Origin of the sequence: Rhodococcus maanshanensis NBRC 100610, from assembly GCF_001894865.1 — a bacterium.
Classification (GTDB): domain Bacteria; phylum Actinomycetota; class Actinomycetes; order Mycobacteriales; family Mycobacteriaceae; genus Rhodococcus_G; species Rhodococcus_G maanshanensis.
This window is the reverse complement of record NZ_BCXA01000029.1, coordinates 84,452-109,697: the sequence shown is the minus strand read 5'-3', so window position 1 is coordinate 109,697 and position 25,246 is coordinate 84,452. Positions and strand designations below refer to the sequence as shown.

The window sequence follows — 25,246 nt, the reverse complement described above, 5'->3', positions numbered from 1 at the left end:
TCAGTGCGCACCGGCAGGCGACCGCATTCGATCCACCGCCGGTGCGACCCATTTCCGTAGGTAGCTCCTCAGCTCGGCGCCGCTGCGGCGCGGGCGCCCTGGATCGATGACGAACGACTGCACGATGCGGAGCATGTGTTCGACCAGTTCGTCGAGGTTCGCGCCCGCCAGACCCGCCTCGACCCAGTCGACACCGAACCGTTCGAGGATCGACCGGCCGAACGCCAGCGCGGTGTCGGAGGTGACGCCGGCCGAGAAGGCGCTGGCCCGCCCTGGCGCGAGCACCATGCTCAGGTACTTCTCCTCGGGGATCTGCTCAAGGGTGTAGGCGATGCCCTCCACGACGGCCTCCGTGGGGTCGCGGATGCCGCCGAGATGCGCGGCGAGTAGATCCAGGAACGGGTCGACCTGGGCGATCGCGGTGGCACCGAGCAGTGCCTCGACGGTCGGGAAGTACCGGTAGACGGTCTGTCGGGTGACACCGAGATCCCGGGCGACCGCCGTGATGCTGATGTCGCCGCCGGACCGGTCAACGGCGCGGCGGGCCGCTTCGAGGATGCGGGCAATCGCCTCGTCGTCGTCGGCGGGTGTCGCGCCCGACCAACCGTGTGTGCGCATCGACCCGTCATCCCTCCTGTGGCCAGGCAGTTGTCGGTCGAACCCTACCCGCGCCGACACAGGGAGTGGTCGTCGACAGGGTTCGGATCCCGGAAAGCCTGACCGTACAAATGATGCCTGTTGTATGGTCTCCGCATCGGCGGCCCGACCCGGGGGCGCGGGAAGGACCAGACGATGACCACACAGCCCGACACCCGTCACACCGGTTTGACGGACGACCTCACCCGGCGCGCACTCCGACATGTGCAGGGCGGCACGACCGACATGGCCGAATCAACGCTGCGCGTGCCGTTGCACTACTACCGAGACCCGAAGATCACCGAGGTCGAGGAGGCACAGATCCTGCGGCGCACCCCGCTGGCGATCGTGCCCAGTGCCCAGGTGGGACGACCGAACGACTATGTCGTGCGCAGCGTGCTCGGCGACTCGCTACTGGTCACCCGCGACAGCGGCGGAACCGCGCACGTCTTCCTCAACTACTGCAGGCATCGCGGCGCGATGCCCGCCTGCGGCTCCGGCAATGCAACCCGTTTCACCTGCCCCTATCACGCGTGGACGTACAAGAACACCGGGAATCTGGTCGGCGTACCGGGCAAGGCGGGCTTCGCCGGCATGGAGCGCGGCGACTACGGACTGGTGGAACTGCCGAGCGAGGAGAAGCACGGATTCATCTGGGCGGTGCTGACCGCGGACGAATCCATCGACGTGGACACCCATCTCGGCCCCATGGGCGCGGAGCTCGCCCAGTTCGACTACGCGTCCTACGGGTACCACGACGAGCGTGAGTTCGAGTCGGACGTGAGCTGGAAGGGTGCGCTCGAGGCCTTCGCCGAGAGCTACCACTTCCCTTTCGTCCACTCCGAGAGCGTGATCGGCCAGAACACGGTCGCGAACACCTCGATTCACGATGCGTTCGGCAGGCACCACCGCATGGGCTTCCCGTTCAACTGGATCACCGACCTGGACACCGATGCCAAGGGAACGTGGGACCCATCGGCGAACATGGGGGTGATCTACTGGATCTATCCCAACCTCATCCTCGCGAACAGCCCGGTCGGCGTCGAGGTCCTCGACATGCTCCCCGCCGGATCCCCGACGCGCTGCACGCTTCGCCACAGCTGGATGGCCCGTATCCCCGCGACCACCGACGAACAGCGCGACCTGTACGACACCGTCTTCGCGCAGGTGCACGGCGCGGTCCGCGACGAGGACTTCGCGATGTTGCCCCAGTGCGGCGAGGGTGTGCGGCGCGGCCAGCACGACCACATGATCATCGGCCGCAACGAGATCGGCGTCCAGCACATGATCAGGACCTTCGCCACCGAACTCGGCGTGGCCCTCGGCTGAGCTCGACGGTACGCGAGAGACGAAGGAGCCAACACCCGTGACCGAACGCACGACCCGCGCGATCCCACCCCGGCCGCGCCAGCTCGATTCCCCTCTTCTGCCAAGGATCTTCAAGTTCGTCGGCAGGTGCCAGGTCTGGCTCTACCGCCGTACCGGGGGCCGCATCGGGGGAAAGTGGCGCATCGGCGCCGGTTTCCGCAAGCCGGTCCCGACCCTGCTGCTCGAGCACCGCGGCCGTAAGTCCGGCACCGTGTACACCACTCCGTTGCTCTACATCGAGGACGGATCGGACGTCGTCGTGGTCGCGTCGCAGGGTGGGCTGCCGAAGCATCCGCAGTGGTACCGCAACCTGTGCGCAAACCCACACACACGCATCCAGGTAGGCAGGCAGTGCCGCGACGTCACCGCGGCCACGGCCGACTCCCGTCAGCGGGACCGGCTCTGGCCGTTGCTGGTCGACGCCTACGCCGACTTCGACACTTACCAGTCGTGGGCCGAGCGGGAGATTCCGGTGGTCCTCCTGCGGCCACGCAGCCCGATCGGGTCACCCGGGTGACGGCGTAGCTCGACTGCCTACACTGGTCGACCGTGCGGATCGCGACCTTCAACATCAACGGCATCCGGGCGGCCAGGCGGCGGGGATTCGAGCAGTGGCTGCGCGAGCGCGACCCGGATGTGGTGGCGCTGCAGGAGGTGCGGGCCCGGGCAGCCGCGATTCCCCCCGGGGTGTTCGGCGGTTATCACCTCGCCTACGACGAGGGCGTGCACGCCGGCCGCAACGGCGTCGCGATCCTGACCAGGCACGCCCCCGACGCGATCCGGACGTGGAGCGGCACCGCCCTGGTTCGGGGTCCCGGTGAAGTCCACACCGACACAGCCGAACTCGATCCGGTGCCGCTGGCCCGCGGGCTCCGCGAGTTCGCCGCCCATGGTCGGTACGTCGAGGTCGACCTCGCCGACGCACCGATCACCGTCGCGTCGCTCTACCTGCCCAAGGGCGGCCTCCCCGCCCATCTCCAGAAGCCGGGGCGGATGCGGGAGGCGCCGGACGGCGGCGCCCGCTACGAGCGCAAGATGCGCTTCCTGGACGGGTTCGCACGCCAGTTGACGCGTTCCCGCCGCGACGCCGGGGCGCGCGGCAGGGACCTGCTGCTCATGGGCGACCTCAACATCGCGCACACCCGCCACGACGTGCGGAACTGGCGGCGCAGCAACCAGGTCGAGGGCTACCTCCCCAAGGAGCGCGAGTGGTTCGGCTCGATCCTGTCCCCCCGCACCCTGGTCGACGTCGTCCGCAGCCGGAATCCGGACACCGACGGGCCGTACTCGTGGTGGTCGTGGCTTGGGCAGTCGTTCGCCAACGACGTCGGCTGGCGCATCGACTACCACCTCGCGACACCCGGGCTCGCCCGGGCGGCCGTCTCCGCGGGGACCGACCGCGAACCCGCCGCGGACAAGCGGATGAGCGATCACGCCCCGGTCGTCGTCGACTACGAGCTCTGAGCCGGCCGCCCGGTCCACCCGGTCACGCGCACACGGCCACCTTCCTCGGGCGACCACGGGGACGCTTGCGCGCGATGACGACGCCCTGATCGAGGATCTCGCCACCCCACACGCCCCACGGTTCGGCGCGGTCCAGCGCAGCGCTGAGGCAGCGGGCGCGGATCGGGCACTGAGCACAGAGCGTCTTCGCCTGCTCGAGCTCTGCTGGGGTCTCACCGAACCAGAGATCGGGATTGTCGGCTCGGCACGGCAGTTCGCGTCGCGCGGGTGCGATCACGGTCGGCTCGCTGATGGCGGTCACGGTCCGGAAATCGTCTCGGCATGTCGCGGTAGACACGTCGTTCTCCTTAAAGCTCTGCGATGGATTCAGGTCGTGGTGCGAACCGAAAACCGGGCTTTGGAGCAACGAGCTCAAAAACAAAGGCCACGGTCCGCTGGTGCGTCCGTGGCCGAGAGGAAGGAGTCCCTACCGAATGGTGGTTCGGCTTCTACTCCGGGGCACGGACGAGAGGGCTGCTGCGTGTGCGCGATGGCGGACGACGCGCTTCGGCGCCACCGCCCACGTAGCTGCGGGCAGGTGAACGGCGCCTGCGACACGAGCGGTCGCCGCGTACGCGTTCGCGCTGCGGTTCCAATCGATCATCTGTCGTTCACCTCCCCTTTCGTTCGTGCGGTCCCGCCGGCGCCGAGGCACCTGCGGGCTTGTCGCGACGGCAAGCCGGGGCTCGCTGCGTCGGAAACCAGGGTATGCGGTCTCCTACAAACCGCACAACCTATTTTTGACCTGCGGTTTCCCGCGTCCGGCTGTCACGGTGCCAGTTCCGGGTCGCCGACCGGGGACTCGCCCCGTACCACCGCGAGGACGTCAGCCCCGTACCGCTCGAGCTTCGCCGCGCCGATCCCGGGGATCGCCACCAGCCCGCGGTCGTCCTGCGGCTGCTGCTCGGCGATCGCGGTGAGCGTCGCATCGCTGAACACCACATAGGCGGGCACCTTCAGCTCCTTCGACTTCGCGGACCGCCACGCCTTGAGCGAGTCGAACAGCGCGGCGTCGAGGTTCGACGGGCAGGTCTCGCAGCGACCGAGCATTGTCGCGGCGGTGCCGAGCAGCGGTTTGCCGCACACCCGGCAGCGCGGTCGCTTCTTCTGTGTCGCGGCGGGCGCCGCGATCCGGGAGGCGGGCGACTCCTCGGGGATGAGGCCGTGCAGGAATCGAGAACGGCGCCTGGACTTTCGTCCTCCCTCGTTGCGGGCGAGAGCCCAGGACAGCTGCAGGTGCTCGCGTGCCCGCGTGACCCCGACGTAGAGCAGCCTGCGTTCCTCCTCGACGGCCGCCTCGTCGTCCGGTGACTTGCTGTCGCCGAGCGCGTGGGCGATCGGCAGGGTGCCGTCCGCGAGTCCGACCAGGAACACCGCGTCCCACTCGAGCCCCTTCGCCGCGTGCAGCGAGGCGAGCGTGACGCCCTGCACCGTCGGTGGGTGTCGGGCCTCGGCACGCGCGGCCAGGTCCCTGAGCAGACCGTCGAGGTCCAGCTCCGGCTCGTGCACCAGCAGGTCCTCGGTGAGCGAGACCAGCGCTCCGAGCGAGGCCCAGCGCTCGCGGGCCTGGGCACCGACCGGCTCGGAGTCCGTCAGCCCCAGCGGCACCAGGATCGCGCGGACCAGCGTGATCAGCTCCCTCCCGCGCCCCGCCTCCTGCGGCAGGTCGTCGCGACCCGCGGCCTGCCGCAGTGCGGACACGGCCTGGCGCACCTCGGGCCGGGTGAAGAAGCCCTCGCCGCCGCGCACCTGGAACGGGATGTCCAGCTCGGTCAGCGCCTGCTCGTGCGCCTCGGACTGCGCGTTGATGCGGTAGAGCACCGCGATCTCCGCGGCAGGGGTGCCCCCCGCGATGAGCTTCTGGATCGCCTTCGCGACCCCCGCTGCCTCGGCTGGCTCGTCGTCGAACTCGACGAACTCGGGCGCCGGGCCCGGCGGGCGCTGCCCGATCAGCTTGAGCCGGGTGCCCGCGATCCGGCCGCGCGCGGCGCCGATGACCTGATTCGCCAGCGACACCACCTCTGGCGTCGAGCGATAGTCGCGCTCGAGGCGGACCACCGCCGCGTCGGGGAACCGCCGGGAGAAGTCCAGCAGGTACCGCGGGGTGGCCCCGGTGAACGAGTAGATGGTCTGGTTCGCGTCGCCGACGACGGTGAGGTCGTCGCGCTCACCCAGCCAGGCGTCGAGCACCCGCTGCTGCAGGGGCGTCACGTCCTGGTACTCGTCGACCACGAAGCAGCGATACCGGTCGCGGAACTCCTCGGCGACCGTCGAGTGCTCCTCCAGCGCGGCGGCGGTGTGCAGGAGCAGATCGTCGAAGTCGAGGAGCATGGCGCCGTCGCGGACCTTGAGCGCCTCGTAGGCGGCGTAGACGTCGGCGACCTTGGCCGCGTCCGCAGGCGGTTCCCGTCGCGACCGCGCGGCCGCCGCCGGATAGTCCTCGGGCGCGATCAGCGACGCCTTCGACCACTCGATCTCGCCCGCCAGGTCGCGGACGGATTCGGTGCTGGTGGACAGGCCGACCCGGTTGGCCGCCTGCGCGACGATCGCGAACTTGCGGTCGAGCAGGTCCCACTGGGTGTCGCCGACGACCTGCGGCCAGAAGTAGCGGAGCTGACGCAGCGCCGCGGCGTGGAACGTGCGGGCCTGCACCTGGTTGGCGCCGTCGCCGATGCCCAGGGTGCGAAGCCTGCCCCGCATCTCCCCCGCGGCCCGCGCCGTGAACGTGACCGCGAGCACCTGCCCGGCGGAGACGTGCCCGCCCGCGACGAGGTGCGCGATCCGGCGGGTGATCGTCCTGGTCTTGCCCGTACCCGCGCCGGCCAGCACGCACACCGGTCCCCGTGGCGCGAGCACCGCGGCCGACTGCTGGGGGTCCAGGCCCGTATCGTCCGCTGACATGGCGTCCATCATGGCAGGGCGCACCGACAGCGCCGCATCGAGCCGTCGGGATCACAAACCGGCGTGGAACAGAGCCGACGGCCGTGGTGTTATATCCGCCGTGACCGCTACAGAGACCGCCACCGACCTGACCATCTACTCCACCACCTGGTGCGGGTACTGCCGACGCCTCAAGAAGCAGCTCGACGAGTCCGGCATCAGCTATGTCGAGATCGACATCGAGGACGATCCCGCGTCCGCCGACTTCGTCGGCAGCGTGAACGGCGGCAACCACGTGGTCCCGACCGTGAAGTTCGCCGACGGCAGCACTGCAACCAATCCGACGCTGGTCCAGGTCAAGCAGGCGCTGGGTCTCTGAGGGCTAGCTAGGCCTTGGCCCACGCCTCGAGCATCCCGCGGGCGATCGAGACGGACCCCGGCAACAGCAGCCGGGCGTCCGTGTCCGCGCTCCAGTCCCCCGCCTCGAGGGCGGCCCTGACCTCGTCCCGGCCGAACCAGTGCGCCTCGACGATCTCGCCGTCGGCGAAGGTGATCGGGGCGTCGGGATCGCCGACGGCGGAGAACCCGATCATCACCGACCGGGGGAACGGCCACGGCTGACTGCCCAGGTACCGGACGTCGCTGACCACGATCCCGACCTCTTCGGCGATCTCCCTGACCACGCAGGCCTCCAGCGACTCGCCCGCCTCGACGAAACCGGCGAGCACCGAGAAGCGCCGCTCGGGCCAGTTCCCGTTCCGCGCCAGCAGCACCCGGTCGGCGCCGTCGTGGACCAGACAGATCACCGCTGGATCGGTCCGCGGGAACTCCTCGTGACCGGTGCTGGTGCTGTGCCGCGACCAACCGGAGATCGTCGGCATCGTCGCGGCCCCGTCGATGGAGCTGAACCCGGCGCTGTCGTGCCAGTTCAGAATCGCGATGGCCGTCGTCAGCAGACCGGCACTCGAATCGGCCAACTGCTGCCCGATGAACCTGAGGTCGCCGAGCTCGCCGGTCAGTGCGGCCACCCGGATCGCCCACAGATGCCTGCCGTCGCGGCGCCCGAGGAAGACCGCGCCGGAGACCGGTTCGGGCCCGAGTTCGGTCGCGGGGTCGAGAACCAACTCGGAACCGTCGAGCCTGGCCTGACCGCGGTGGTTGACCCGGAGCACCAGCGCGTCGGCCCAACCGGCGCGCAACGCCTCACTGTCCGTGCGCAATTCCTCCGCGCGGTCCAGCGCCGACCGCGACAGCAACGGCACGTCGGTCATTTCGAAGTTGGCCACGACCCCAACCCTAGGTGTCGCCGCTAGTTGCTCACCCGGCGGATGTAGAGCAGGCGGTCGTTCTCCTCGACGGCGTCGACCTCGGGGCTGCCGACCCGGACCAGGCGGCCCTCGCGCACCACCCCGAGCACGATGTCGGACAGGTGACGTGGCGACCCACCGATCTCGTCGCGTTCGACCTCGCGCTCGGCGATGGCGAACCCGGCCTCGGGAGTGAGCAGATCCTCGATCATCTCGACGACGGTCGGCGTGGTCCTGGCGATGCCGAGCAAGCGTCCGGCGGTCTCGGAGGAGACGACCACCGAGTCGGCGCCGGACTGCCGCAGCAGATGCGCGTTGTCCGTCTCGCGGATGGCGGCGACGATCTTGGCGTTCGGCCCGACCTCACGAGCGGTGAGCGTCACCAGCACCGCGGTGTCGTCGCGGTTCGTGGCCACGATGATCGATGCCGCGTTCTGCACTCCCGCCAATCGCTGTACGTCGGACTTGGTCGCGGAACCGTGGACGGTCACCAGACCGAGGCTCGCGGCGGACTCCAGCACGGCCTGGTCGGTGTCGACGACCACGATCTCGGACGGGGCGATGCCGTCGCCGAGCATCGCGTCGACCGCGGTCCGGCCCTTGGTGCCGTACCCGACGACGACGGTGTGATTGCGCATGGTGTGCCTCCAACGCTGGATCTTGAATGCCTGGCGCGATCGTTCGGTGAGCGCGGCCATGGTCGTGCTGATGAGAATGATGAGGAACAACACCCGCAATGGCGTGATCACGATGACGTTGATGAGCCGGGCGCTCGGGGTGAGCGGCGTGATGTCGCCGTATCCGGTCGTGGAGAGCGAGACGGTGGCGTAGTACAGGCAGTCCAGGAAGGACATTTGGTCCTCCTGCACGTCCCGGTAGCCGTCCCGGTCGAGATAGACCACCAGGACCGCGAGCATCAGGACCGCGACGGCCATCATCACGCGACGGAAGATCAACTGGTAAGGGCTCCGGACCACCTCCGGGATACGCAACACCCCGACCAACGCGTAGTCCGGCCGATCGGTCAGTACCTCGTGATTGCGCAGCCTCGCGCGCAACTTACCGGCCATGACGTGTTCTCCAGTTCGCTGACATCGGCTGGCAGCCTAACCCCCGCCCCGGCAAAGGGCCCGGCACGACGGCGCGCGGCGCGTCTGGCGCACCCGGTTCCGGTGGGGCAGGCTGGCGGCATGAAGATCTCCCCGGCCACCGGACTCGCCGCCCTCCTGTTGGGCACGGGCACCCTGCATTTCGTCAGCCCCAAACCCTTCGACAGCATCGTCCCGCGCGTTTTGCCCGGCCGTGCCCGGACCTACACCCACCTCTCCGGTGCGGCCGAACTCGCGATCGGAGCGGCCATCGCGGTGCCCCGGACGAGGCGGCTCGGCGGCGGGCTGGCAGCGGCACTGTTCGTCGCGGTCTTCCCCGCGAACGTGCAGATGGCCGCGGACTGGCTCGGCCGCAGCTCGACGCCGCTGCCGCTCAAGGCGATCGCGGTCGGTCGCCTGCCACTGCAGATCCCACTGATCCTCGCCGCCCTGAAGGTCCGCAAGGGCGACGCCGGGGCCTGACCCGTTCCGCACAGATCTTGCGCACGTGCCTCATCCGGATTGGGCGCTGGCCCCCGCAGAGTCGATCAGTCGGGCGAGCGCGGCGCCATCGGGTAGCTCGGTCGGCGCGATGGTCCGGCCGGTGCGCACATAGTGGAACGCCGCGCGGACCTTGCCCAGTGGCACCGGCGGACCGCCCCTTGCGGCGGACCGCGCCGACATCAGCTCCGACCACGCCAGCCGATAGGCCGCGAGCTGCATCACCACGGCCCGCTCGTTGGCAGCCGACGGCTCGGCACCGGTCTTCCAGTCGATCACGGTCCACCCGCCGTCCGGGTCGGCGAAGACCGCGTCGATGCGCCCCCTGATCACCGTGCCCGCGATCGACGTCTCGAACGGGACCTCCACCTCGACCGGGCTGCGGTTCGCCCAATCCGAGCGCAGGAACGCCTCCTGCAACCCTTCCAGGTCCGCGTCGCCCACAGCCCCGGTGTCCGCGGCGCCCGGCAGCTCGTCCAGATCCAGCAGCCGGGTGGCGCCGAACCTGCGCTCGATCCAGGCGTGGAACGCGGTTCCCCTGCGCGCCAGCGGATTCGGCGGATACGGCAGCGGGCGGCGCAGCCTGGCCGCGAGCTCGTCCGGTGCGGCGGCCAGTTCCACCAATTGACTGACCGACAACTGCGCGGGCAGCGCGACCTCTGCGCGGGTCAGCGCCCGCTGCCTGCGCTCGGCCAGCAGCACGTCCACGTCGGCGGCCCAGCCCTCCGGGTCCGCCTCGTCGTCGGAACCGTCCTCGTCCTCGTCCTCGGGACCGAGCGCGATGAGCTCGGCCAGGACCAACTCAGCGCCGCGCTGCACCGGATCACGCCTGTTCCCGAGCGGATCGCTCGGCCACTGTGCGGTCACCGGCTCGGCGGTGAGCGGGTTCTCCGCGTCCTCCTCGGGCGCCTGCGCCCACAGCTCCACGGTCCCGATCGATTCCGCCGCGTCGGCGCCGTCGACCAATTCACGCATCTCCAGCAGGAACTCCGACGGGCCCCTCGGCGCGCTGCCCGACTCCGACCAGTGATGGCCGGACAGGTACAGCGCGCGCTCGGTACGGGTCAGCGCCACATAGAACAGACGTCTGTCCTCGTCGAGCCTGCGCCGACCCAGCGCGGCCTTGTGGTCGGCGAGGGCGTCCTCGAGGTCCTTGCGGTTGAACAGGTCCTCGAGATCGAGCACCGGGACACCGTCCGCGCCATCGCCGACCCTGGCCCGGTCGCCGCGCAGCGCGGGCGGCAACTCCCCGACGGCGCCCAGCCAGCTACCGGAGGCGGTCTTCGACGGGAAGACGCCCTCCACCAGATGGGGCACCGCCACGACCTGCCACTCGAGCCCCTTCGCGGAGTGCACCGTCAGGACCTGCACCCGATCCGGCGCGACCTCGACCTCCCCGGGGGCCAGGCCCTTCTCGATCGTCTCGGCGGCCGACAGGAAGGCCAGCAGCCCGGTCAACGTCGCCGTGGAATTGCGGGAGTACCCGGCGACCGCATCCGCGAAGGCGTCGAGATGCTCGCGGCCCGCCCCGCCGTCGCCTGTGAACCGCAGCCGGGCCTGAGCCTCGATCCCGACCCCCAGCACCCGCTCCACCTCGGCCACCAGCTCCGTGAGCGGTTGACCGATCCGCTCGCGCAACGAGACCAGCTCGGCAGCCAACGCCCCGATCCGGGCGTAGCCGAGGGGCGAGTAGCGCTGCGGCCCACCGGGGTCCGCGATCGCGTCGGCCAGCCCCGCGAGCTCGGCGTGCTCACCGGGAAGCGCGGCCTCGAGCGCCTGGTCGAGGCTGGCCGCGTCGGTCACCGCTCCCCCGGTGCCGTGTGTCGACCCGATCGCCAGCTCGCGCGCCCGGCGCCACAGCGCGGCCAGGTCCGCGGCCCCGATCTGCCACCGGGCCCCGGTCAGGATCCGCATCGCCGCGCTGCCTGCCAACGGGTCGGCGACCATCCGCAGCATGGCGATGACGTCCGCCACCTCGGGTGTGTGCAGCAGTCCGCCGAGCCCGACCACCTCCACCGGCAGGCCGTGACGGCGCAGCGCGGCCGCGATCGGCGCGGCGTCGGCGTTGCGGCGGATCAGGACGGCCGCGGTGGGCGGGGCCTGGCCGGCGACGGCCGCGGCGGCGTACTCCTCGGCGATCCGGGCCGCGAGCCAGTCCCGCTCGCTCTCGACGTCCTCGGTGAGCGCGAGGCGGATGTCGCCGGCGACCGCACCGGGTCGCGGTCGCAGCTGCTGCACGGGAACCCCGCGCTCGCGCAGCGACTCCGAGGCCGCATTCGCGAGGGTCAGCGCCTCCGGCGGGTTCCGCCAGCTGGTGAGGAGCTCGAGGCGCGGCGCGGGATCGCCTCCCGGCAGCGGGAAGTCGGTGGCGAACCGGGGCAGGTTGGCCGCCGACGCGCCCCGCCAGCCGTAGATGGACTGCATCGGGTCGCCGACGGCGGTCAGCGCGAGGTCACCGTCCTCGCCTCCGCCGAACAGGGAGGACAGCAGCACCCGCTGGGCGTGCCCTGTGTCCTGGTACTCGTCGAGCAGCACCACCCGGAAACGCTGCCGCTCCGAGCGCCCCACCTCGGGATGCTCGGCTGCGACCCGGGCCGCCAGCGACATCTGGCTGCCGAAATCGAGCGCGCCCTCCCGCCTGAGCACCTCGGAGACCCGCTGCACCAGCGGCAGCAGGGCGACCCGCTCGTGCTGGGTCTCGAGGATGTCGAGCAGTTCCTTCTTCGGTCCCCCGCGCTGCTTCGGGCCCGCGGGCAACGTGTGGATCAGCTTGTCCAGCTCGGTGTGCGCCTCGCGCAAGTCCTCCGGCTCCACGAGGTGCTCGGCCAGCTGCCCGGACAGTGCGAGCACCGCCTCGGTGAGCGAGGTGGGGGTGCGGTCCGTCTCCAGGTCGCCGTCCCAGGAACTGACCACCCGGTGGGCGAGCTGCCACAGTTCGGTCTCCGACAGCAGTTCGGCGGACGGTTCGATGGGCAGCAGCAGCCCGTGCTCGGACAGCAACCTGCCGGCGTACGAGTGGTAGGTGCTCACCTCCGGCTCGCCGCCGAGGATCCGTCCGCGCAGGTCCCCGCTCGGATCGAGTTTGCGCAACAGGGCCGAACCGGCAAGGCGCGCAAGGCGTTGCCGGATCCGGGTGGTGAGCTGCTGGGCGGCCTTGCGGGTGAAGGTGAGGCCGAGGACCTGCTCGGGGTCGACAAGGCCGTTGGCCACCAGCCAGACCACCCTGGCCGCCATCGTCTCGGTCTTGCCCGCGCCTGCGCCCGCGACCACCAGGGTCGGCCCGAGCGGTGCCGCGATCACCGCGGCCTGCTCGGCGGTCGGCGGATGCTGGCCGAGCGCGACCGCCAGGTCGGCCGGGCTCACCCGGGCCACGACGTCGCGGCTCATCCCTCGGTCACCTGCCGTCCGGTTTCCTGTGCCGGGCAGCTCGACCTGGCCGGGCAGTGCCTGCACCCGTCGTTCGGCTGCGCACGGAAGCCGGGGCCCTTGGTGGCCGCGGCCGCGTCGTGCACCACGGTGAGCCACTCCTGTTCGCCGTCCTCGCCGAGCGGGGCCTGCAGGCGCTGGGTGGCGCCCTCCTTCTTGTTCGGCTTCGCCACGAACACCAGGCGCGCCCCGCCCGGCTCCGAGGGCGGCTCGCCCTCGATCGCGCCTGCCAGTGCCGCCACCTGATAGGTCGCCAGCTGCGCGTGCTGCTGCGCGGCCTCCTTGCTGACCGGGTTGCGCGCGGTCTTCACGTCCACGATCACCGGCCTGCCCTCGGCGTCACGCTCGAGTCGGTCGATCCGGCCGCGCAGCCGGACCTCGGGTCCGCCCTCCTCCCGTGCCTCGAGCACGCCGTCGACGGCGACCTCGACGCCGACCTCCGTCAGCTCGCCGCGCGAGAGCCGCAGCCACTCGGAGAAGCTGTCGAGCATCTGCCCGGTGCGGTCCATCTCCCGTCGGGAGTACCACTGCGAGCCGAGATCGACCGCGTCCCATGCGGTGGCGAGCGCCCGGCGTACCTGGTCGGGCGGCAGCTTGCCCGCCACGGCCTGGACCAGGGTGTGCACAAGGGTTCCGGTCACCGCATGGGTGTTGTCGCCGTCGGTGCCGCCGTTGCGTTCGAGCGCCCACCGCAACGGGCACGCGCTCAGCTGTTCGATCGTCGACGGCGACAGCGGGACGGGACCGTCGTCCGGTTCCCACAGCGGTGCGTCGGTGCTCATCCCGCCGACACCCCACCAATTCTGCGGATGCGCACCGCGCACCCCATCCCTGGCCAGCCGGGCCAGTTGCCGAGCCGCCCTGGCCTGCCGCTGCGGATCGTGCTCGGCGAGGTCCGGGTCGCACACCGCCCTGCGGAGCTCCGCGACCAGCGATGGCAGCGACAGCACCCGCCCCGCGGGCACCGGCTGGTCCACCACTGCCTCACCGGGCCCGTCGTCGCCCTCGACCCGGCCGATGAGCTCGTCCACGAACCGCGACGGCACCAGGTCCGATTCCCCCGTCGCCGACTCGACGGCGGTGATCAGGAGGGACCGACGGGCCCGACTGCAGGCGAGCAGGAACAGTCGCCGCTCCTCGGCCAGCAGCGGGGCGGTCCGCGAGAGCTGCGACTCGCTCGCGGGAGAGGCGTCGCCGACGCCAGCGGTGAGATCGACCAGAACCTCGGTTCCCAGCAGCGTGCCGCGGGCGCGCAGGCCCGGCCACAGCCCCTCCTGGACCCCGGCGACGGCAACCACATCCCATTCCCGGCCGGCCGCGGAGTGCGCGCTGAGCACCGTCACCGCTTCTCCCGGGATCGCCGCGCCTGACCTCGAGTCGCTCGAGATCTGTTGTTCGGAGAGGTATTCCACGAACCCGGCGAGGGTGGCACGCGGCAACCGGTCGACATAGCTCGCGGCGGCGTCGAAGAGCGCGACCACGGCGTCCAGGTCGCGGTCCGCCTGCGCGCCGATCGGCCCGCCGCGCAGGGAGGCCGCGGCCCATCGCTTCTCCAGGCCGGTCGCCTGCCAGCTCGCCCAGAGCACACCCTCGACGCCGCGTCCCTTCCGATGGGCGGCCCTGGCCTGACCGAGGATCGAGAGGACCCGACGCAGGGCGGCGGACTCGCCGTCGCTGAGCTTGGCGATCAGCCCCCTGTGCTCGTCCTCACCGTCGACGATCAACGACCGCAACAGGTCCGCGGAGTCACGCTGACCGCCTGCGGCGAGCTCCACCCGGCGCAGGCCGCGGCGCAACCTCCGCAGCGTCACCGGATCGGACCCGCCGATCGGTCCGGACACCAGCGCCAGCGCATCCTCGCCGGTGAACTCGACGCCCGCGACCGCGCGCAGCACCAGCAGCAGGCCGCCGACCGAATACTGCCGGGCGAGTGGGAGTTCGGAGGCCGATGTGGTGACGGGGACACCCGCGGCCAGCAGGGCGCGGCGCAGCGGGGCGAGCACCAGCGGAACCGATCGGACCACCACCGCCATCCGCGACCACGGCACGCCGTCGTGCAGGTGTGCGCGGCGCAGGGTGTCCGCGATCAGCGCGGCCTCCTTGCCCTGGGTGCCGAGCACCTGCACCTGGGCCCGGCCCGGTTCCTCGGTCGCTGCCGCGGCACCCCGATGCGGCGGCCTGCCGGGCAGTCGGCCCGCGATCGCCGCCGTGACCGCCGAGATCCGTTCCGCGCTGCGATGATCGGTGTCGAGGATCAGCTGATTCTCCGCGCCTGCCTCGGCGAGGTCCATCAGGAACCGCGGGTCGGCCCCCCGGAATCCGAAGACGGCCTGGTCCGGATCGCCCGCCACGACCGCCAGATCGGTGCCGGCGCCGATCAACCGGACCAACTCGGCGGCCTGCGGGTCCAGGTGCTGGGCGTCGTCGACGAGCAGGTACCGGATCCGGGAACGCTCCTGCTGCAGCAGCTCCGGGTCGGTGGCGAACGCGGTCAGCGCCGCGCCGACGAGTTCGGCCGCGTCGAGCGCGGGCGCCGTGGCCTCGGGGGCCTCCACCCCGACGGCACCGCGCAACAGCATCACGTGCTCGTAGTGGGCGGCGAAGCGTCCGGCCGCCACCCACTCCGGCCGCGAGTGTGTCCGGCCGAGCGCGATGAGGTCCTCGGGGCCGAGGCCACGCTCGCCCGCCCGCAGCATCAGGTCTCGCAGCTCGACAGCGAAGCCGGTCATCGACAGCGCGGGGCGCAGCCGCTCCGGCCAGTGGTGGGCACCGTCCGCGACGTCACCGCGCAACATCTCGCGCAGCACCGCGTCCTGCTCGGCCCCGGTGATCAGCCGCGGCGGCGGGTTGGAATGAACGGCGGCCTGCAGGCGGAGCACCGCGAACGCGTACGAGTGCACGGTCCTGACCAGCGGCTCACGGGTGGCCCGTAGCGCGTCGGGACCGGCGGACCCGAGCAGACCCGCGGTGATCGCCTCCCTGACCACGGTGCCGGCGCGGCGTGAGTGAGTCAGCACGAGAATGGATTCCGGGTCGCAGCCGCCGTCAGCTATCCGCGAGACCGCCAGATCGACCAACAGCGACGTCTTGCCCGTGCCGGGTCCGCCGAGCACCTGCCATGGCCGTCGCCCCCGGCCCGGCTGCGATTCGGTGAGCAGCCGCTGCGCCGCGGGACCCCACACCCGGCGCGGTCCTGCCTCCGTCGACCGACGGACCAGCGTGGCGGTGGCCCGCCGCGACTGTTCCCGATCGACCGACATGGGTGGCATTCCATCACGGCTGGCCGACAACCACCGCCGCGCATCCGCCACGTCGGCCGCGATCGCCGGGATCCGGCAAGATGTCCGGCATGGGCGAGATCCACATCCACCGCTTCGGTCCCCCGGCAGGCCGGCCGGTCCTGGCGCTGCACGGCCTCACCGGCCACGGCCGGCGCTGGCAGCACCTCGCGGAAGCGCACCTACCCGAGGCCAGGGTGATCGCGCCTGACCTGCGGGGCCACGGCCGCTCGACGTGGTCGCCGCCATGGGGCATCGCCGACCACGTCGACGACCTCGTCGCCGTCCTGGAGTCCGAGACCACCGAGCCGGTCGTGCTGGTCGGCCACTCGTACGGCGGCGCCATCGCCGTGCACCTGGCCCGCCGGGTACCGGAACGGGTGCGTGCCCTGGTTCTCCTCGACCCCGCGCTCGGGCTCGAACCGGCGCTGATGGCTGAGGTCGCCGACCTGACCGTCCGGTTCCCGGACTACACCGACGCCGCGGAGGCGCGTTCGGAGAAGGTGCACGGAGCGTGGGCAGACGTGGCGACCGAGGTGCTCGACGCCGAGCTCACCGAGCACCTGATCGACCGCGAGGGCGGCCGGGTCGGCTGGCGGATGTCGATCCCCGCGATCGTGGCGTCCTGGGGCGAACTGGCCCGGCCGTTCGTGCTGCCGCCCGCGGACCTGCCCACGATCCTGGTCCAGGCGATGCGGGTGCAGCCGCCCTACGTCACCCCCGCGTTCCGGACCGCGCTCTCGGCGCACCTCGGCGATCGCCTCACCGTGGTCGAGATGGACGTCGATCACATGGTCGGGCAGGCCAGGCCGGCGGATGTCGCGGAACTGATCGGGAAGCTGCTGTAGGTGGCCGCCACCACCGAGGCGCAGATCGAGCGGGTCCGCGAGCTGGTCGCGGCGATCCCGCCCGGCAAGGTGGCGACCTACGGCGACATCGCGGCGGCCGCGGGACTGTCGAGCCCGAGGACCGTCGGCTGGATCATGCGCACCGACGCGGCCGACCTGCCGTGGCACCGGGTGCTCGGCGCGAGCGGCAGACCGGCAGCCCACCTCGCGCACCGGCAGATCTCGAAGCTGGCACTCGAAGGCGTACCGATCCGCGACGGCCGGGTCGACCTGGCCGCCGCGCGGCACGAATTCTGAGATGGTCGAGCGGTGAGCGGCGAACGCGACCTCGAGGTCCTGATCTCATCGATGAACCCGGTCCGCCGACCGGGCACCTTCGTGTTCGTCTCGGTGCCGGAGGCGGCGGCCACCGGGATCCGGGCGGCCGCGACGATCACCGAGGACGAGGGCGTCACCCTCGTGATCACCAAGACGGAGGCGGACGCCCACGGCTGGGGTTACGACTTCGAGGCGGCATGGCTCACGCTGCGGGTGCACTCCGCACTGGACGCGGTCGGCCTGACCGCGGCGGTGAGCTCGCGGCTCGCCGCGGTCGGCATCAGCTGCAACGTCATCGCCGGCTATCACCACGACCATCTGCTGGTACCCGTCGATGACGCATCGCGCGCCGTCGCCGAGTTGAAGGCGCTGGCCGCCGACGGTCGGGGCTGACCATCAGCTCCCGGCCGCCAGCTCGGCCCTGATCGCCTCGACACCGACGACCACCTCGGCGAAGCTCGTGCTCAACGGGCTCAGCCCCAGCCGAAGTCCCTCGGGCGCACGGAAGTCGGGGATCACCCCGCGCTCCCACAGCGCCGGGGTCACGGCACGGAAGTGCGGATGATCGATGGTGACGTGGCCGCCGCGCAGACTCGGGTCGACCGGCGACGCGACCGTCACTCCGAGCGGCACCAGCGACTCGGCGACGAGCTCGAGCGCGAACTCGGTGAGCAGCACCGACTTCGCCCTGATCGCGCGGATCCCGGCCCGGTCGATGAGCTCGACGGTGTCGCGCATCGCGATCATCCCCAGCACCGCGGGCGTGCCGCTGAGGATCCGCCGGATGCCCTTGGCTGGCCGGTAGCCGGGCGCCATCTCGAAGCAGTCCTCTCGGCCCATCCACCCCCAGATCGGCTGCACGAACTCCTCCAGCAGTCCCGCGCGCACGTAGGCGAACGCGGGCGAACCGGGCCCGCCGTTGAGGTACTTGTAGGTGCAGCCGACCGCGAGGTCGACGCCCCACTCGTCCAGTTCGATCGGTACCGACCCGGCCGAGTGGCACAGGTCCCACAGCATGAGCGCGCCCGCGCCGTGGGCGATCCGCGTGATCGAGGCGGCGTCGGCAAGGTAGCCCGACCGATACGCGACGTGGCTGAGCACCACCAGCGCGGTCCGGTCCCCGACCACCGCGGCGACCTCGTCCGCGTGCACCCCGCTGCGTGGATCCGACTCGATCCACCGCAGGGTCATCCCGAGCTCGGACGCGACCGCCTCGAGGACGTAGCGGTCGGTGGGGAAATTGTCTGTGTCCAGGACGATCTCGTCGCGCCCCTGCCGCAGCGCGACGGCACCCCTTGCCAGCTTGTAGAGCAGCACGCTTGTCGAGTCGCCCACCGCCGTCTGGCCCGCGGCCGCCCCTAGCACCACCCGGCCCAGGTCGTCGCCGACCGTGAGCGGCAGGTCGAACCACTCCTCATCCCATCCACGGATCAGCCTGCCGCCCCAGGACTCGGCCACGAAACGGGCCACCCGCTCGGCCCCCGCCTTCGTCGGCCGACCGAGTGAGTTCCCGTCCAGGTAGGACACGACGGACGGGGCATCGACGAACAGGTCCCGGTACGAACTCAGCGGATCGGCGTCGTCGAGTTCGGCGGCGCGCACCGAGAATCTCTGTGGGACAGGATTGGAGACGCTCATCCGAACTGCTCCTTGATCTGGCCCGGGTCGAGGTTGCGGGTGGAGGCGAGCCACGCGGCCCAGTGTCTCTCATCGGCAGGCGGGGTGCCCGGCGTCCACGCGAGCCGTGTCGAGGTGCCCGACGGCCACGGGATCGTGATCGACTCCAGCACCGCCGCCCGATCGAGACCGGCGTCGAGCAGGGCGTCGAGCTCACGGGGGTTGAGTCCGACCGGCTGGGGGCCGTTGCCCTGGTCGGTTCCGTATGTCACGACCCCGCCACCCGCACGAAACCGGCGAAGATTGTCGGTGGCAACGTCGAATTCGCTTCCGCGGCCATGGATGTCGAGCGTGCTGATCCACCGCATCGACGACGCCATCGCCGCGAGCAGCTCATCGGGCAGGCGCTCGGTCCACGGGGTGTGCGCGAGTCGATCCACTCCGGACTCGAAAGCGCGCGCCGCCTGGCCCTGCCCCTCCGCGTGTGCGACGACGGGAAGCCCGACCGCATGCGCGGCGCCGACCAGTGCGTCGAGCGTCGCGTCGACGAACACGGGGCCGGCCACGCTGTTCAGCATGACCTTGACGAAGGACGCTCCCGCTCGGATCTGCGCGTCGACGGCGCTCGCCGCCTCCTGCGGTCCGTCGACCACGCACACCGAGCCGGCCGCCGCCCATGACCGGTCGGTTGGGTACCCGCCGGGGGCGGTGAGGAACTGACCCGCAAAGCTCACCTCGGGTAGTCCGACGCGCACCGCCGCGTCCGCGAACGGTTCGAGGACCGATGGCGGCGACCCGAGGTCGTGCACCACCGCCAGCCCACCCGCGAAGAGGGCGTGGGCGTCGACCAGCCCGAGGTGCACGTGGGCGTCCCGCAGACCCGCGAACACCACGCCGGGAATCTCGAGGTCGGCGCACCCGTCCATTGCGCTCCTCCGCCGAGCCGAGACCAGCAGATCCCCGCGCACCGTCAGTCGGCAGCGCCCCAGCCACGCCCCGCACCACAGATTCGCGACGTCGACGTCCATTTCGCGGCCCGTCAGTTCCCCAGCTCGGTGCGCACAGCGAACAGCTCGGGAAAGAAACTGAGTTCGAGCGCGCGCTGCAGGTACCCCGCACCACCGGAGGAGCCACCGGTGCCGGTCTTCATCCCGATCACCCTGAGCACTGTCCGCAGGTGGCGAAACCGCCAGACCTGGAAGCTCTCCTCCAGGTCGACGAGTTCCTCGAAGGACTCGTACGCGGGCCAGCAGTCCCCCGGATGCTCGTAGACGTACTTGACCAGCGGCATCAGGTCGGGGTTCAGCACATAGGCCGCGCTGACCTCGCGGTCGAGCGCCGAACCGGGCAGGTCGTAGCCTGCGCGGGCGAGACAGCGCCAGAACTCGTCGTACAGGGTCGGCTCACCCAGGAGATCGTCGAGGACGGCATGCGAGGGCGGGTCCGCCTCGAACACCCTGAGCAGGTCCGCGTTCTTGTTGCCGAGGATGAACTCGACGGCGCGGTACTGGTGCGACTGGAACCCGGACGCGCTGCCGAGGAAGCCCCGGAACTCGGCGTATTCGGTCGGCGTCAGCGTCGCCAGGATCGACCACTGCTCGGTCATCGACTTCTGGATGTGCTTGACGCGGGCGATGCACTTGAGCGCGACCCCGATGGAGTCCTCGGCGAATGCCGCGCGGGCCGCCCGGATCTCGTGCAGGACGAGTTTGAGCCAGAGCTCGGTGGTCTGGTGCGCGATGATGAAGAGCATCTCGTCGTGATGCTGCGGCTCGCTGACCGGGTTCTGCGCGCTGAGCAGCGTGCCGAGGTCGAGGTAGGAGCCGTAGCTCATCCTGGCGCTGAAGTCCGTGACGATGCCGGGCTCGAGTTCACGGAAGTTCGGATCACCGCCACGCGTCATCGTGTGATTGTCGGCCGACCTGCGGATACCTTCCGGGTCCGTGGCCGAATCGTTGTGTTTACATCCGCACCGGGCAACTGCGACACTGAGAAACGGCGTACATCCACGACCGAATCGCGGTGAGCGATATGGGCGACGAGTACGACGTCGCGATCGTGGGATCGAGCCTGGCCGGGTGCACGGCCGCGATCCTGCTCGGACGCCGAGGTCTGCGGGTGGCACTGCTGGAAGCGAATCGCAATCCCGCGGCGTACAAGCGGATGTGCACACACTTCATCCAGTCGAGCGCACTGCCCACACTCCAGCGGCTCGGTCTCGACTCCGAGCTCGAGGCCGCAGGCGCGGTCAGGAACCACGGCTACGCCTGGAGCCGATTCGGCTGGGTCGAGGAACCGGAACCCACGGACCGGCCAACGCACGGCTACAACCTCCGGCGCGAGATCCTCGATCCGCTGATGCGCAGAGCCGCCGCCGAGGTGCCTGGCGTCGATCTGATGTTGGGCGCGAAGCTCCGCGAGCTGACCCGAGGTCCCGACGGGCGCGTCGACGGCGTTGTCGCCGACCACGTGGGACGGCTCTCCTGTCGACTCGTCGTCGGCGCGGACGGCCGGTCCTCGAAGGTGGCGCGGCTGGCCGGACTCCCCGGCCGGGAATCGCGGAACGACCGCTTCGCCTACTTCGCCTCTTTCCGGAACGTCACGATCCCCCGTGGGCAACCGGTTCAGCTGTGGCTGCTCGAGCCCGACGCGGCATATGCGTTCGGCAACGATGCCGGGGTGACCGTCCTCACCGCCGTGCCCGACAAGAGCCGACTGCCGGAGTTCGTCGAGGACCGGGAAGCGGCGCTGCTGCGCATGTTCGAGGACCTGCCGGACGCCCCGGACCTGACCGACGCGGAGCTCGTGTCCGATGTGGTCGGTGTCCGCGACTACCCGAGCATCACCCGGCGCCGTATCGCCACTCCCGGCGTCGCACTCGTCGGGGACGCCGCCCTCGTTCTCGACCCGGTCTGGGGCGCCGGGTGTGGCTGGGCGTTGCAGACGGCCGAGTGGTTGAGCGACGCCGTCGCGAAACCCCTCGTGACCGGTACCGACCGAGAGATCGACCTGGCGGCACGCCGCTACCAGCGTCGTCACCGGGTGCGACTGTGGCCGCACCAGTTCTTCGCGATCGATTTCAGCCAGCGCCCTCGATTCAATCGGCTGCAGCGCCTGTTGTTCGCAGGCGCCGCCCGCGATCCGTGGGTGGCGGACCGGTTCTACGCCTACGGCACACGCAACCGTTCGCCCTTCGTCATGTTCTCGCCACGAATGCTGGCCCGTGCAGCGCGAGCCAGGCGCGCGGGCCGGTCCGAATAGGATTGCCCGGTGGATCAGACCCTGCCCCCGTGCCCCCAGTGCTCCTGCGAGTTCACCTACGAGATGGGCTCGCTCCTGGTCTGCCCCGAGTGTGCACACGAGTGGGCGGCGGGCGCGGTCGACGACGAGGGCACCGACGTGATCCGTGACGCCGTCGGCAACGTGCTCGCCGACGGCGACACCGTCACGGTGATCAAGACGCTCAAGGTCAAGGGCAGTCCGACCGGTATCAAGTCGGGCACCAAGGTGCGCAACATCCGTCTGGTCAAGGGTGTCGGCGACCACGACATCGACTGCAAGGTCGACGGCATCGGTCCGATGCAGCTCAAGTCGAGCGTGGTCAAGAAGGCCTGAACCGGGGCTACGTCGACGGTTGCACGAGCGGGGCGCCCGCGACATATTCCATAGCGGCCACGAATTCCGGCTGCTGCGAACGGATCTCGAGCTCCTCGGGCGTCAGGTCCACCACGCGGGTCTGAATCCACCACAGGTTGCCCAGCGGGTCGCGGACGCGCCCGACGCGGTCCCCGAAGAAGAGTTCGGTCACCTTCGTGACCGGAGTCGCCCCCGCCTCGAGCGCCTGCCGGAAGGTGGCATCGGCGTCCTCGACGTACAGCCGCAGGAAGCCAGGCGTGTCCGGCCAGTCCGGGCGACCGTCGAACATCATCACCACCGAGTCCCCGATCCGCACCTCGGCGTGTCCGATCGCGCCCCCGTACTCGACGCGGGCCAGTTCCTCGGCGTCGAAGGCATCCCGGACGAAGTCGAGCAGCCGCGCGGTGTCCCGGGAGATGATCCAGGGCGTGACGGTGGCGTAGCCCTCGGGGACGGGCAGGACCGGTGTGGATTTCGTCGTCTTTTCCATGCTGCCGACGCTAGGGAGGATCTAGGACAACGAGCGTCCTCGATTCGAAACACCTGCAGATCAATGGGAGAATCTGTCGATGACCACCGGCGCTCCCTCGGCATACGACGCAGTGATTCTCGCCGGCGGATCCGCCACCAGGATGGGTGGTGTCGACAAGCCCGCGATCGTCATCGCGGGCCGATCCATGCTGCGCACTGCCCTCGACGCCGTCGCACGGGCGGAGCGGGTGGTCGTGGTCGGACCGCATCGCGACGACCTCGCCCCCTCGATCGCCCAGACCCAGGAATCACCCGCGGGCGGCGGCCCGGTCCTCGCGATGGACGCGGGCCTGCTCGAGCTGGGCGGCGGCACCGCACCCGTGGTGGTGCTCGCCGCCGACCTGCCGTTCCTGTCCGCGGCAGCGATCGAGAGCCTCGTCTCTGCACTCGACCGCGAGCCGAGTGCGCCCGCGGCCTATGCGCTCGACGAATCCGGCCGGGTGCAGTTCCTCCTCGGCGTGTGGCGCAGGGATGCGCTGTCCGCCGGGCTCGACGGACTCGGGCGCGCCGACCTGGCCAACAGGCCGATGAAGACACTGATCCCGGCCGGGTATGTGACCGTTCCCATGACCGGGATCTCCGACTGCGACACCGAGGCCGATGTCGCCGCCGCCCGCGCGCGCAGCTCCTCCCCCGCCGTCGACCTCGACGAGGCCAGGCGTGCAGTCCGCGACGCCGTCACGACCCTGCCCACTCGCGCGGCAGCCCCGCTCGCCGCGATCGGCGGGGTGCTGGCGCGACCGATGCTCGCCGCCGACGCGCTGCCCCGGATCGACATCTCGGCGATGGACGGCTACGCCGTATCCGGCGACGGCCCATGGCAACTCGACACCGCCATCCGCTACGCCGGCTCCGAGGACGAGGTCGAACTCGAACCCGGGCACGCCGTGCGCATCGCCACCGGCGCCCACGTGCCGTCCGGTGCCACCGCCGTCGTCCGCGACGAGCACGTCGAACTCGCGAACACCACGCTGCGCAGGCGCCTGGACGCGCCGGTCCGCGACGACACCCGCAGGCGCGGTGAGAACTGGCAGCCGGGCGCACGGCTCGCGGAGGCGGGCGAACCGGTGACCCCCGCCGTGGTCTCGGTGGCACTGAGCGGCGAGGTCCCCGAACTGCTGGTCCGCGGGCCCGTCACGGCCCACGTCGTGGTGACCGGGGACGAGATCCGCCGCGACGGCCCGCTGCGCACCGGGCAGACCCGCGACAGCCTCGGGCCCGTGATGCCGCACTTCCTGTCCTGGTGCGGGATCCGCACGGCCGCCGAGTCGCACCTACGCGACACCCCAGGGGGCTTCGATGAGCTGCTGGCGCAGCCGGTTTCCGAAATGGACACACGACCCGACCTGATCGTCATCGTCGGCGCCACCGGGGGCGGTGCCGCCGATCACCTGAGGATGGCGCTCACCCGCTGCGGCGCCCGTCTCGTGGTGGGGCGGGTGCGGTGCCGGCCGGGCGGGTCACAGGTGGTCGCGGCGCTGCCGGACGGCCGCATCGTGCTCGGGTTGCCCGGCAACCCCTTTGCGGCGGTCGCCACGCTGCTCATGACGGCGCCTGCCGTTGTCGCCGCGCTCACCGGTGCACCCGCCCCGACCCCACCGCGGGCGCCGATCGAGAACGCCGCGGAACTCGCCTCCGACGCCCCTCGGGTGGTCACGGCCACCCGACGGTCAGACGGCCGCTGGTACGCGGCCGCGCCGGTGGGGACGGCTCACCTCGCCGCGCTGATCGGGGCCGACGCCCTCGCGATCATCGAACCGGCAACGCCTGACGGTGGCTCCGCGGAACTGCTGCCGTTGCCCCGCTGATGGAATGGGCGGGCGTCCGACCGTCCCTAACGCGCGTTGGTATTCGCTGCGGTCAGCCCGGCGCGGCGGTTGCGGGCTAGAGCCAGCGCACCGAGGAGCACCCCGATCAGGCCGAACAGCACGGCCGCGAACGCCCCGACAATCCCGTTGCCGGTGCCGGGACCACCGTCGGCGGTGACCGCGAACAGCCCACCGACGACCACGCTGATGAGCCCCGTCACCAGGGCCACCACCGGCCCGTTTCCCCAGGACCCGATACGACCGGCAGAACGGAGGGCCAGCGCACCGATGACCACGGCGGTAAACCCCACCAGCGCGGTCAGGGTGGGCCCGAGCCGGCCGGAGGTCATGCCGTCACTGGCGGCGACCGACTGGACCGAAACGTCCGCGAGGGCCGGTGCTGCGAGCGCGACACCGCCGAGCAAGGCGGCTGCGGCGGCGGCAAACAGGTTACGAACAGACACGGGATGCTCCTTCTTCGTATGACTGGACCTGGCTCGA

General features: G+C 70.9%; 23 protein-coding genes. 11 read left to right on the top strand and 12 right to left on the bottom strand.

What is annotated here, in order from left to right:
* The gene (locus tag RM1_RS15235; protein WP_072752432.1) at nucleotides 1–618 is read right to left on the bottom strand and encodes a TetR/AcrR family transcriptional regulator; all 618 of its coding nucleotides are present in this window, start codon (nucleotides 616–618) and stop codon (nucleotides 1–3) included.
* Between the two features lie 174 nt (nucleotides 619–792).
* Between RM1_RS15235 and RM1_RS15230 the strand changes: the two genes are divergently transcribed.
* Genes RM1_RS15230 through RM1_RS15220 form a run of 3 tightly spaced genes read left to right on the top strand, consistent with a single transcriptional unit; the run spans nucleotide 793 to nucleotide 3,468 of the window.
* A complete protein-coding gene (locus RM1_RS15230) occupies nucleotides 793–1,965 on the top strand; it encodes an aromatic ring-hydroxylating oxygenase subunit alpha (protein ID WP_072752470.1) in 1,173 nt (390 codons plus the stop codon).
* A gap of 37 nt (nucleotides 1,966–2,002) precedes the next feature.
* Nucleotides 2,003–2,521: a nitroreductase family deazaflavin-dependent oxidoreductase gene (locus RM1_RS15225; protein WP_425528716.1), complete on the top strand. Its 519-nt coding sequence runs from the start codon at nucleotides 2,003–2,005 to the stop codon at nucleotides 2,519–2,521.
* A gap of 32 nt (nucleotides 2,522–2,553) precedes the next feature.
* Entirely contained in the window at nucleotides 2,554–3,468 is a 915-nt protein-coding gene (locus tag RM1_RS15220) for an exodeoxyribonuclease III (RefSeq protein WP_072752430.1), read from the top strand.
* A 22-nt stretch (nucleotides 3,469–3,490) separates the two neighbouring features.
* Here RM1_RS15220 and RM1_RS15215 read toward each other — a convergent pair whose 3' ends face one another.
* Both RM1_RS15215 and RM1_RS15210 read right to left on the bottom strand, forming a co-directional pair.
* A complete protein-coding gene (locus RM1_RS15215; protein ID WP_051636997.1) occupies nucleotides 3,491–3,769 on the bottom strand; it encodes a WhiB family transcriptional regulator in 279 nt (92 codons plus the stop codon).
* A gap of 506 nt (nucleotides 3,770–4,275) precedes the next feature.
* Nucleotides 4,276–6,420, bottom strand: coding sequence for an ATP-dependent DNA helicase UvrD2 (locus RM1_RS15210; protein WP_072752428.1), 2,145 nt, complete (start codon nucleotides 6,418–6,420; stop codon nucleotides 4,276–4,278).
* Between the two features lie 88 nt (nucleotides 6,421–6,508).
* Between RM1_RS15210 and RM1_RS15205 the strand changes: the two genes are divergently transcribed.
* Complete coding sequence (locus RM1_RS15205; RefSeq protein WP_072752427.1) at nucleotides 6,509–6,766, top strand: mycoredoxin; 258 nt, start codon at nucleotides 6,509–6,511, stop codon at nucleotides 6,764–6,766.
* 7 nt (nucleotides 6,767–6,773) lie between these two features.
* On the opposite strand, the gene nudC is transcribed toward RM1_RS15205, so the two are convergent.
* Together nudC and RM1_RS15195 are read right to left on the bottom strand one after the other, a co-directional pair.
* Nucleotides 6,774–7,658 carry an NAD(+) diphosphatase gene (gene nudC / locus RM1_RS15200; protein WP_072752425.1) on the bottom strand — a complete coding sequence of 295 codons (885 nt, stop codon included), beginning with the start codon at nucleotides 7,656–7,658 and terminating at the stop codon, nucleotides 6,774–6,776.
* A gap of 38 nt (nucleotides 7,659–7,696) precedes the next feature.
* The gene (locus RM1_RS15195; protein ID WP_072752423.1) at nucleotides 7,697–8,764 is read right to left on the bottom strand and encodes a potassium channel family protein; all 1,068 of its coding nucleotides are present in this window, start codon (nucleotides 8,762–8,764) and stop codon (nucleotides 7,697–7,699) included.
* A gap of 120 nt (nucleotides 8,765–8,884) precedes the next feature.
* On the opposite strand from RM1_RS15195, the gene RM1_RS15190 reads away from it, so the two are divergent.
* A complete protein-coding gene (locus tag RM1_RS15190) occupies nucleotides 8,885–9,265 on the top strand; it encodes a DoxX family protein (RefSeq protein WP_072752466.1) in 381 nt (126 codons plus the stop codon).
* Nucleotides 9,266–9,295: 30 nt separating this feature from the next.
* Here RM1_RS15190 and RM1_RS15185 read toward each other — a convergent pair whose 3' ends face one another.
* Both RM1_RS15185 and RM1_RS15180 read right to left on the bottom strand, forming a co-directional pair.
* Entirely contained in the window at nucleotides 9,296–12,670 is a 3,375-nt protein-coding gene (locus RM1_RS15185) for an ATP-dependent helicase (protein ID WP_072752464.1), read from the bottom strand.
* A complete protein-coding gene (locus RM1_RS15180) occupies nucleotides 12,667–15,969 on the bottom strand; it encodes an ATP-dependent helicase (RefSeq protein ID WP_092667891.1) in 3,303 nt (1,100 codons plus the stop codon). Before RM1_RS15180 ends, RM1_RS15185 begins: the two co-directional genes overlap by 4 nt.
* Before the next feature lie 80 nt (nucleotides 15,970–16,049).
* On the opposite strand from RM1_RS15180, the gene RM1_RS15175 reads away from it, so the two are divergent.
* Genes RM1_RS15175 through RM1_RS15165 form a run of 3 tightly spaced genes read left to right on the top strand, consistent with a single transcriptional unit; the run spans nucleotide 16,050 to nucleotide 17,546 of the window.
* On the top strand, nucleotides 16,050–16,835 hold the full coding sequence (locus RM1_RS15175) for an alpha/beta hydrolase (protein WP_072752460.1): 786 nt from the start codon (nucleotides 16,050–16,052) through the stop codon (nucleotides 16,833–16,835).
* A complete protein-coding gene (locus RM1_RS15170; RefSeq protein WP_072752421.1) occupies nucleotides 16,836–17,132 on the top strand; it encodes an MGMT family protein in 297 nt (98 codons plus the stop codon).
* Nucleotides 17,133–17,144: 12 nt separating this feature from the next.
* The gene (locus RM1_RS15165) at nucleotides 17,145–17,546 is read left to right on the top strand and encodes an ACT domain-containing protein (protein ID WP_072752419.1); all 402 of its coding nucleotides are present in this window, start codon (nucleotides 17,145–17,147) and stop codon (nucleotides 17,544–17,546) included.
* Nucleotides 17,547–17,549: 3 nt separating this feature from the next.
* Here RM1_RS15165 and RM1_RS15160 read toward each other — a convergent pair whose 3' ends face one another.
* From RM1_RS15160 to RM1_RS15150, 3 genes are all read right to left on the bottom strand, one after another.
* Nucleotides 17,550–18,791: a kynureninase gene (locus tag RM1_RS15160; protein ID WP_072752417.1), complete on the bottom strand. Its 1,242-nt coding sequence runs from the start codon at nucleotides 18,789–18,791 to the stop codon at nucleotides 17,550–17,552.
* Nucleotides 18,788–19,696 (bottom strand): amidohydrolase family protein, encoded by a 909-nt coding sequence (locus RM1_RS15155; RefSeq protein WP_143069481.1) that lies wholly within the window; start codon nucleotides 19,694–19,696, stop codon nucleotides 18,788–18,790. The genes RM1_RS15160 and RM1_RS15155 overlap by 4 nt, the downstream gene beginning before the upstream one ends.
* A gap of 113 nt (nucleotides 19,697–19,809) precedes the next feature.
* Complete coding sequence (locus RM1_RS15150; protein ID WP_072752413.1) at nucleotides 19,810–20,673, bottom strand: tryptophan 2,3-dioxygenase; 864 nt, start codon at nucleotides 20,671–20,673, stop codon at nucleotides 19,810–19,812.
* Nucleotides 20,674–20,801: 128 nt separating this feature from the next.
* On the opposite strand from RM1_RS15150, the gene RM1_RS15145 reads away from it, so the two are divergent.
* Nucleotides 20,802–22,031, top strand: coding sequence for an NAD(P)/FAD-dependent oxidoreductase (locus RM1_RS15145; RefSeq protein ID WP_072752411.1), 1,230 nt, complete (start codon nucleotides 20,802–20,804; stop codon nucleotides 22,029–22,031).
* 9 nt (nucleotides 22,032–22,040) lie between these two features.
* Nucleotides 22,041–22,385 carry a zinc ribbon domain-containing protein YjdM gene (locus tag RM1_RS15140; RefSeq protein WP_072752409.1) on the top strand — a complete coding sequence of 115 codons (345 nt, stop codon included), beginning with the start codon at nucleotides 22,041–22,043 and terminating at the stop codon, nucleotides 22,383–22,385.
* Between the two features lie 7 nt (nucleotides 22,386–22,392).
* Here RM1_RS15140 and RM1_RS15135 read toward each other — a convergent pair whose 3' ends face one another.
* Nucleotides 22,393–22,896, bottom strand: coding sequence for a VOC family protein (locus tag RM1_RS15135; protein WP_072752408.1), 504 nt, complete (start codon nucleotides 22,894–22,896; stop codon nucleotides 22,393–22,395).
* A 79-nt stretch (nucleotides 22,897–22,975) separates the two neighbouring features.
* Here RM1_RS15135 and RM1_RS15130 point away from each other — a divergent pair, with 79 nt between their 5' ends.
* A complete protein-coding gene (locus RM1_RS15130; RefSeq protein ID WP_072752406.1) occupies nucleotides 22,976–24,745 on the top strand; it encodes an NTP transferase domain-containing protein in 1,770 nt (589 codons plus the stop codon).
* 26 nt (nucleotides 24,746–24,771) lie between these two features.
* Here the strand turns inward: RM1_RS15130 and RM1_RS15125 are convergent, their stop codons facing one another.
* Complete coding sequence (locus tag RM1_RS15125; RefSeq protein WP_072752404.1) at nucleotides 24,772–25,209, bottom strand: DUF6223 family protein; 438 nt, start codon at nucleotides 25,207–25,209, stop codon at nucleotides 24,772–24,774.
* Between the last annotated feature and the right edge of the window lie 37 nt (nucleotides 25,210–25,246).

Bases quoted from the DNA above. Each gene is read 5' to 3' on its own strand.
- RM1_RS15160 (WP_072752417.1), bottom strand. From the start codon at position 18,791: ATGAGCGTCTCCAATCCTGTCCCACAGAGATTCTCGGTGCGCGCCGCC.
- RM1_RS15210 (WP_072752428.1), bottom strand. From the start codon at position 6,420: ATGATGGACGCCATGTCAGCGGACGATACGGGCCTGGACCCCCAGCAG.
- RM1_RS15180 (WP_092667891.1), bottom strand. From the start codon at position 15,969: ATGTCGGTCGATCGGGAACAGTCGCGGCGGGCCACCGCCACGCTGGTC.
- RM1_RS15145 (WP_072752411.1), top strand. From the start codon at position 20,802: ATGGGCGACGAGTACGACGTCGCGATCGTGGGATCGAGCCTGGCCGGG.
- RM1_RS15130 (WP_072752406.1), top strand. From the start codon at position 22,976: ATGACCACCGGCGCTCCCTCGGCATACGACGCAGTGATTCTCGCCGGC.
- RM1_RS15230 (WP_072752470.1), top strand. From the start codon at position 793: ATGACCACACAGCCCGACACCCGTCACACCGGTTTGACGGACGACCTC.
- RM1_RS15150 (WP_072752413.1), bottom strand. From the start codon at position 20,673: ATGACGCGTGGCGGTGATCCGAACTTCCGTGAACTCGAGCCCGGCATC.
- RM1_RS15190 (WP_072752466.1), top strand. From the start codon at position 8,885: ATGAAGATCTCCCCGGCCACCGGACTCGCCGCCCTCCTGTTGGGCACG.
- RM1_RS15175 (WP_072752460.1), top strand. From the start codon at position 16,050: ATGTCCGGCATGGGCGAGATCCACATCCACCGCTTCGGTCCCCCGGCA.
- RM1_RS15195 (WP_072752423.1), bottom strand. From the start codon at position 8,764: ATGGCCGGTAAGTTGCGCGCGAGGCTGCGCAATCACGAGGTACTGACC.
- RM1_RS15135 (WP_072752408.1), bottom strand. From the start codon at position 22,896: ATGGAAAAGACGACGAAATCCACACCGGTCCTGCCCGTCCCCGAGGGC.
- RM1_RS15185 (WP_072752464.1), bottom strand. From the start codon at position 12,670: ATGAGCCGCGACGTCGTGGCCCGGGTGAGCCCGGCCGACCTGGCGGTC.
- RM1_RS15155 (WP_143069481.1), bottom strand. From the start codon at position 19,696: ATGGACGGGTGCGCCGACCTCGAGATTCCCGGCGTGGTGTTCGCGGGT.
- nudC (WP_072752425.1), bottom strand. From the start codon at position 7,658: ATGACCGACGTGCCGTTGCTGTCGCGGTCGGCGCTGGACCGCGCGGAG.
- RM1_RS15235 (WP_072752432.1), bottom strand. From the start codon at position 618: ATGCGCACACACGGTTGGTCGGGCGCGACACCCGCCGACGACGACGAG.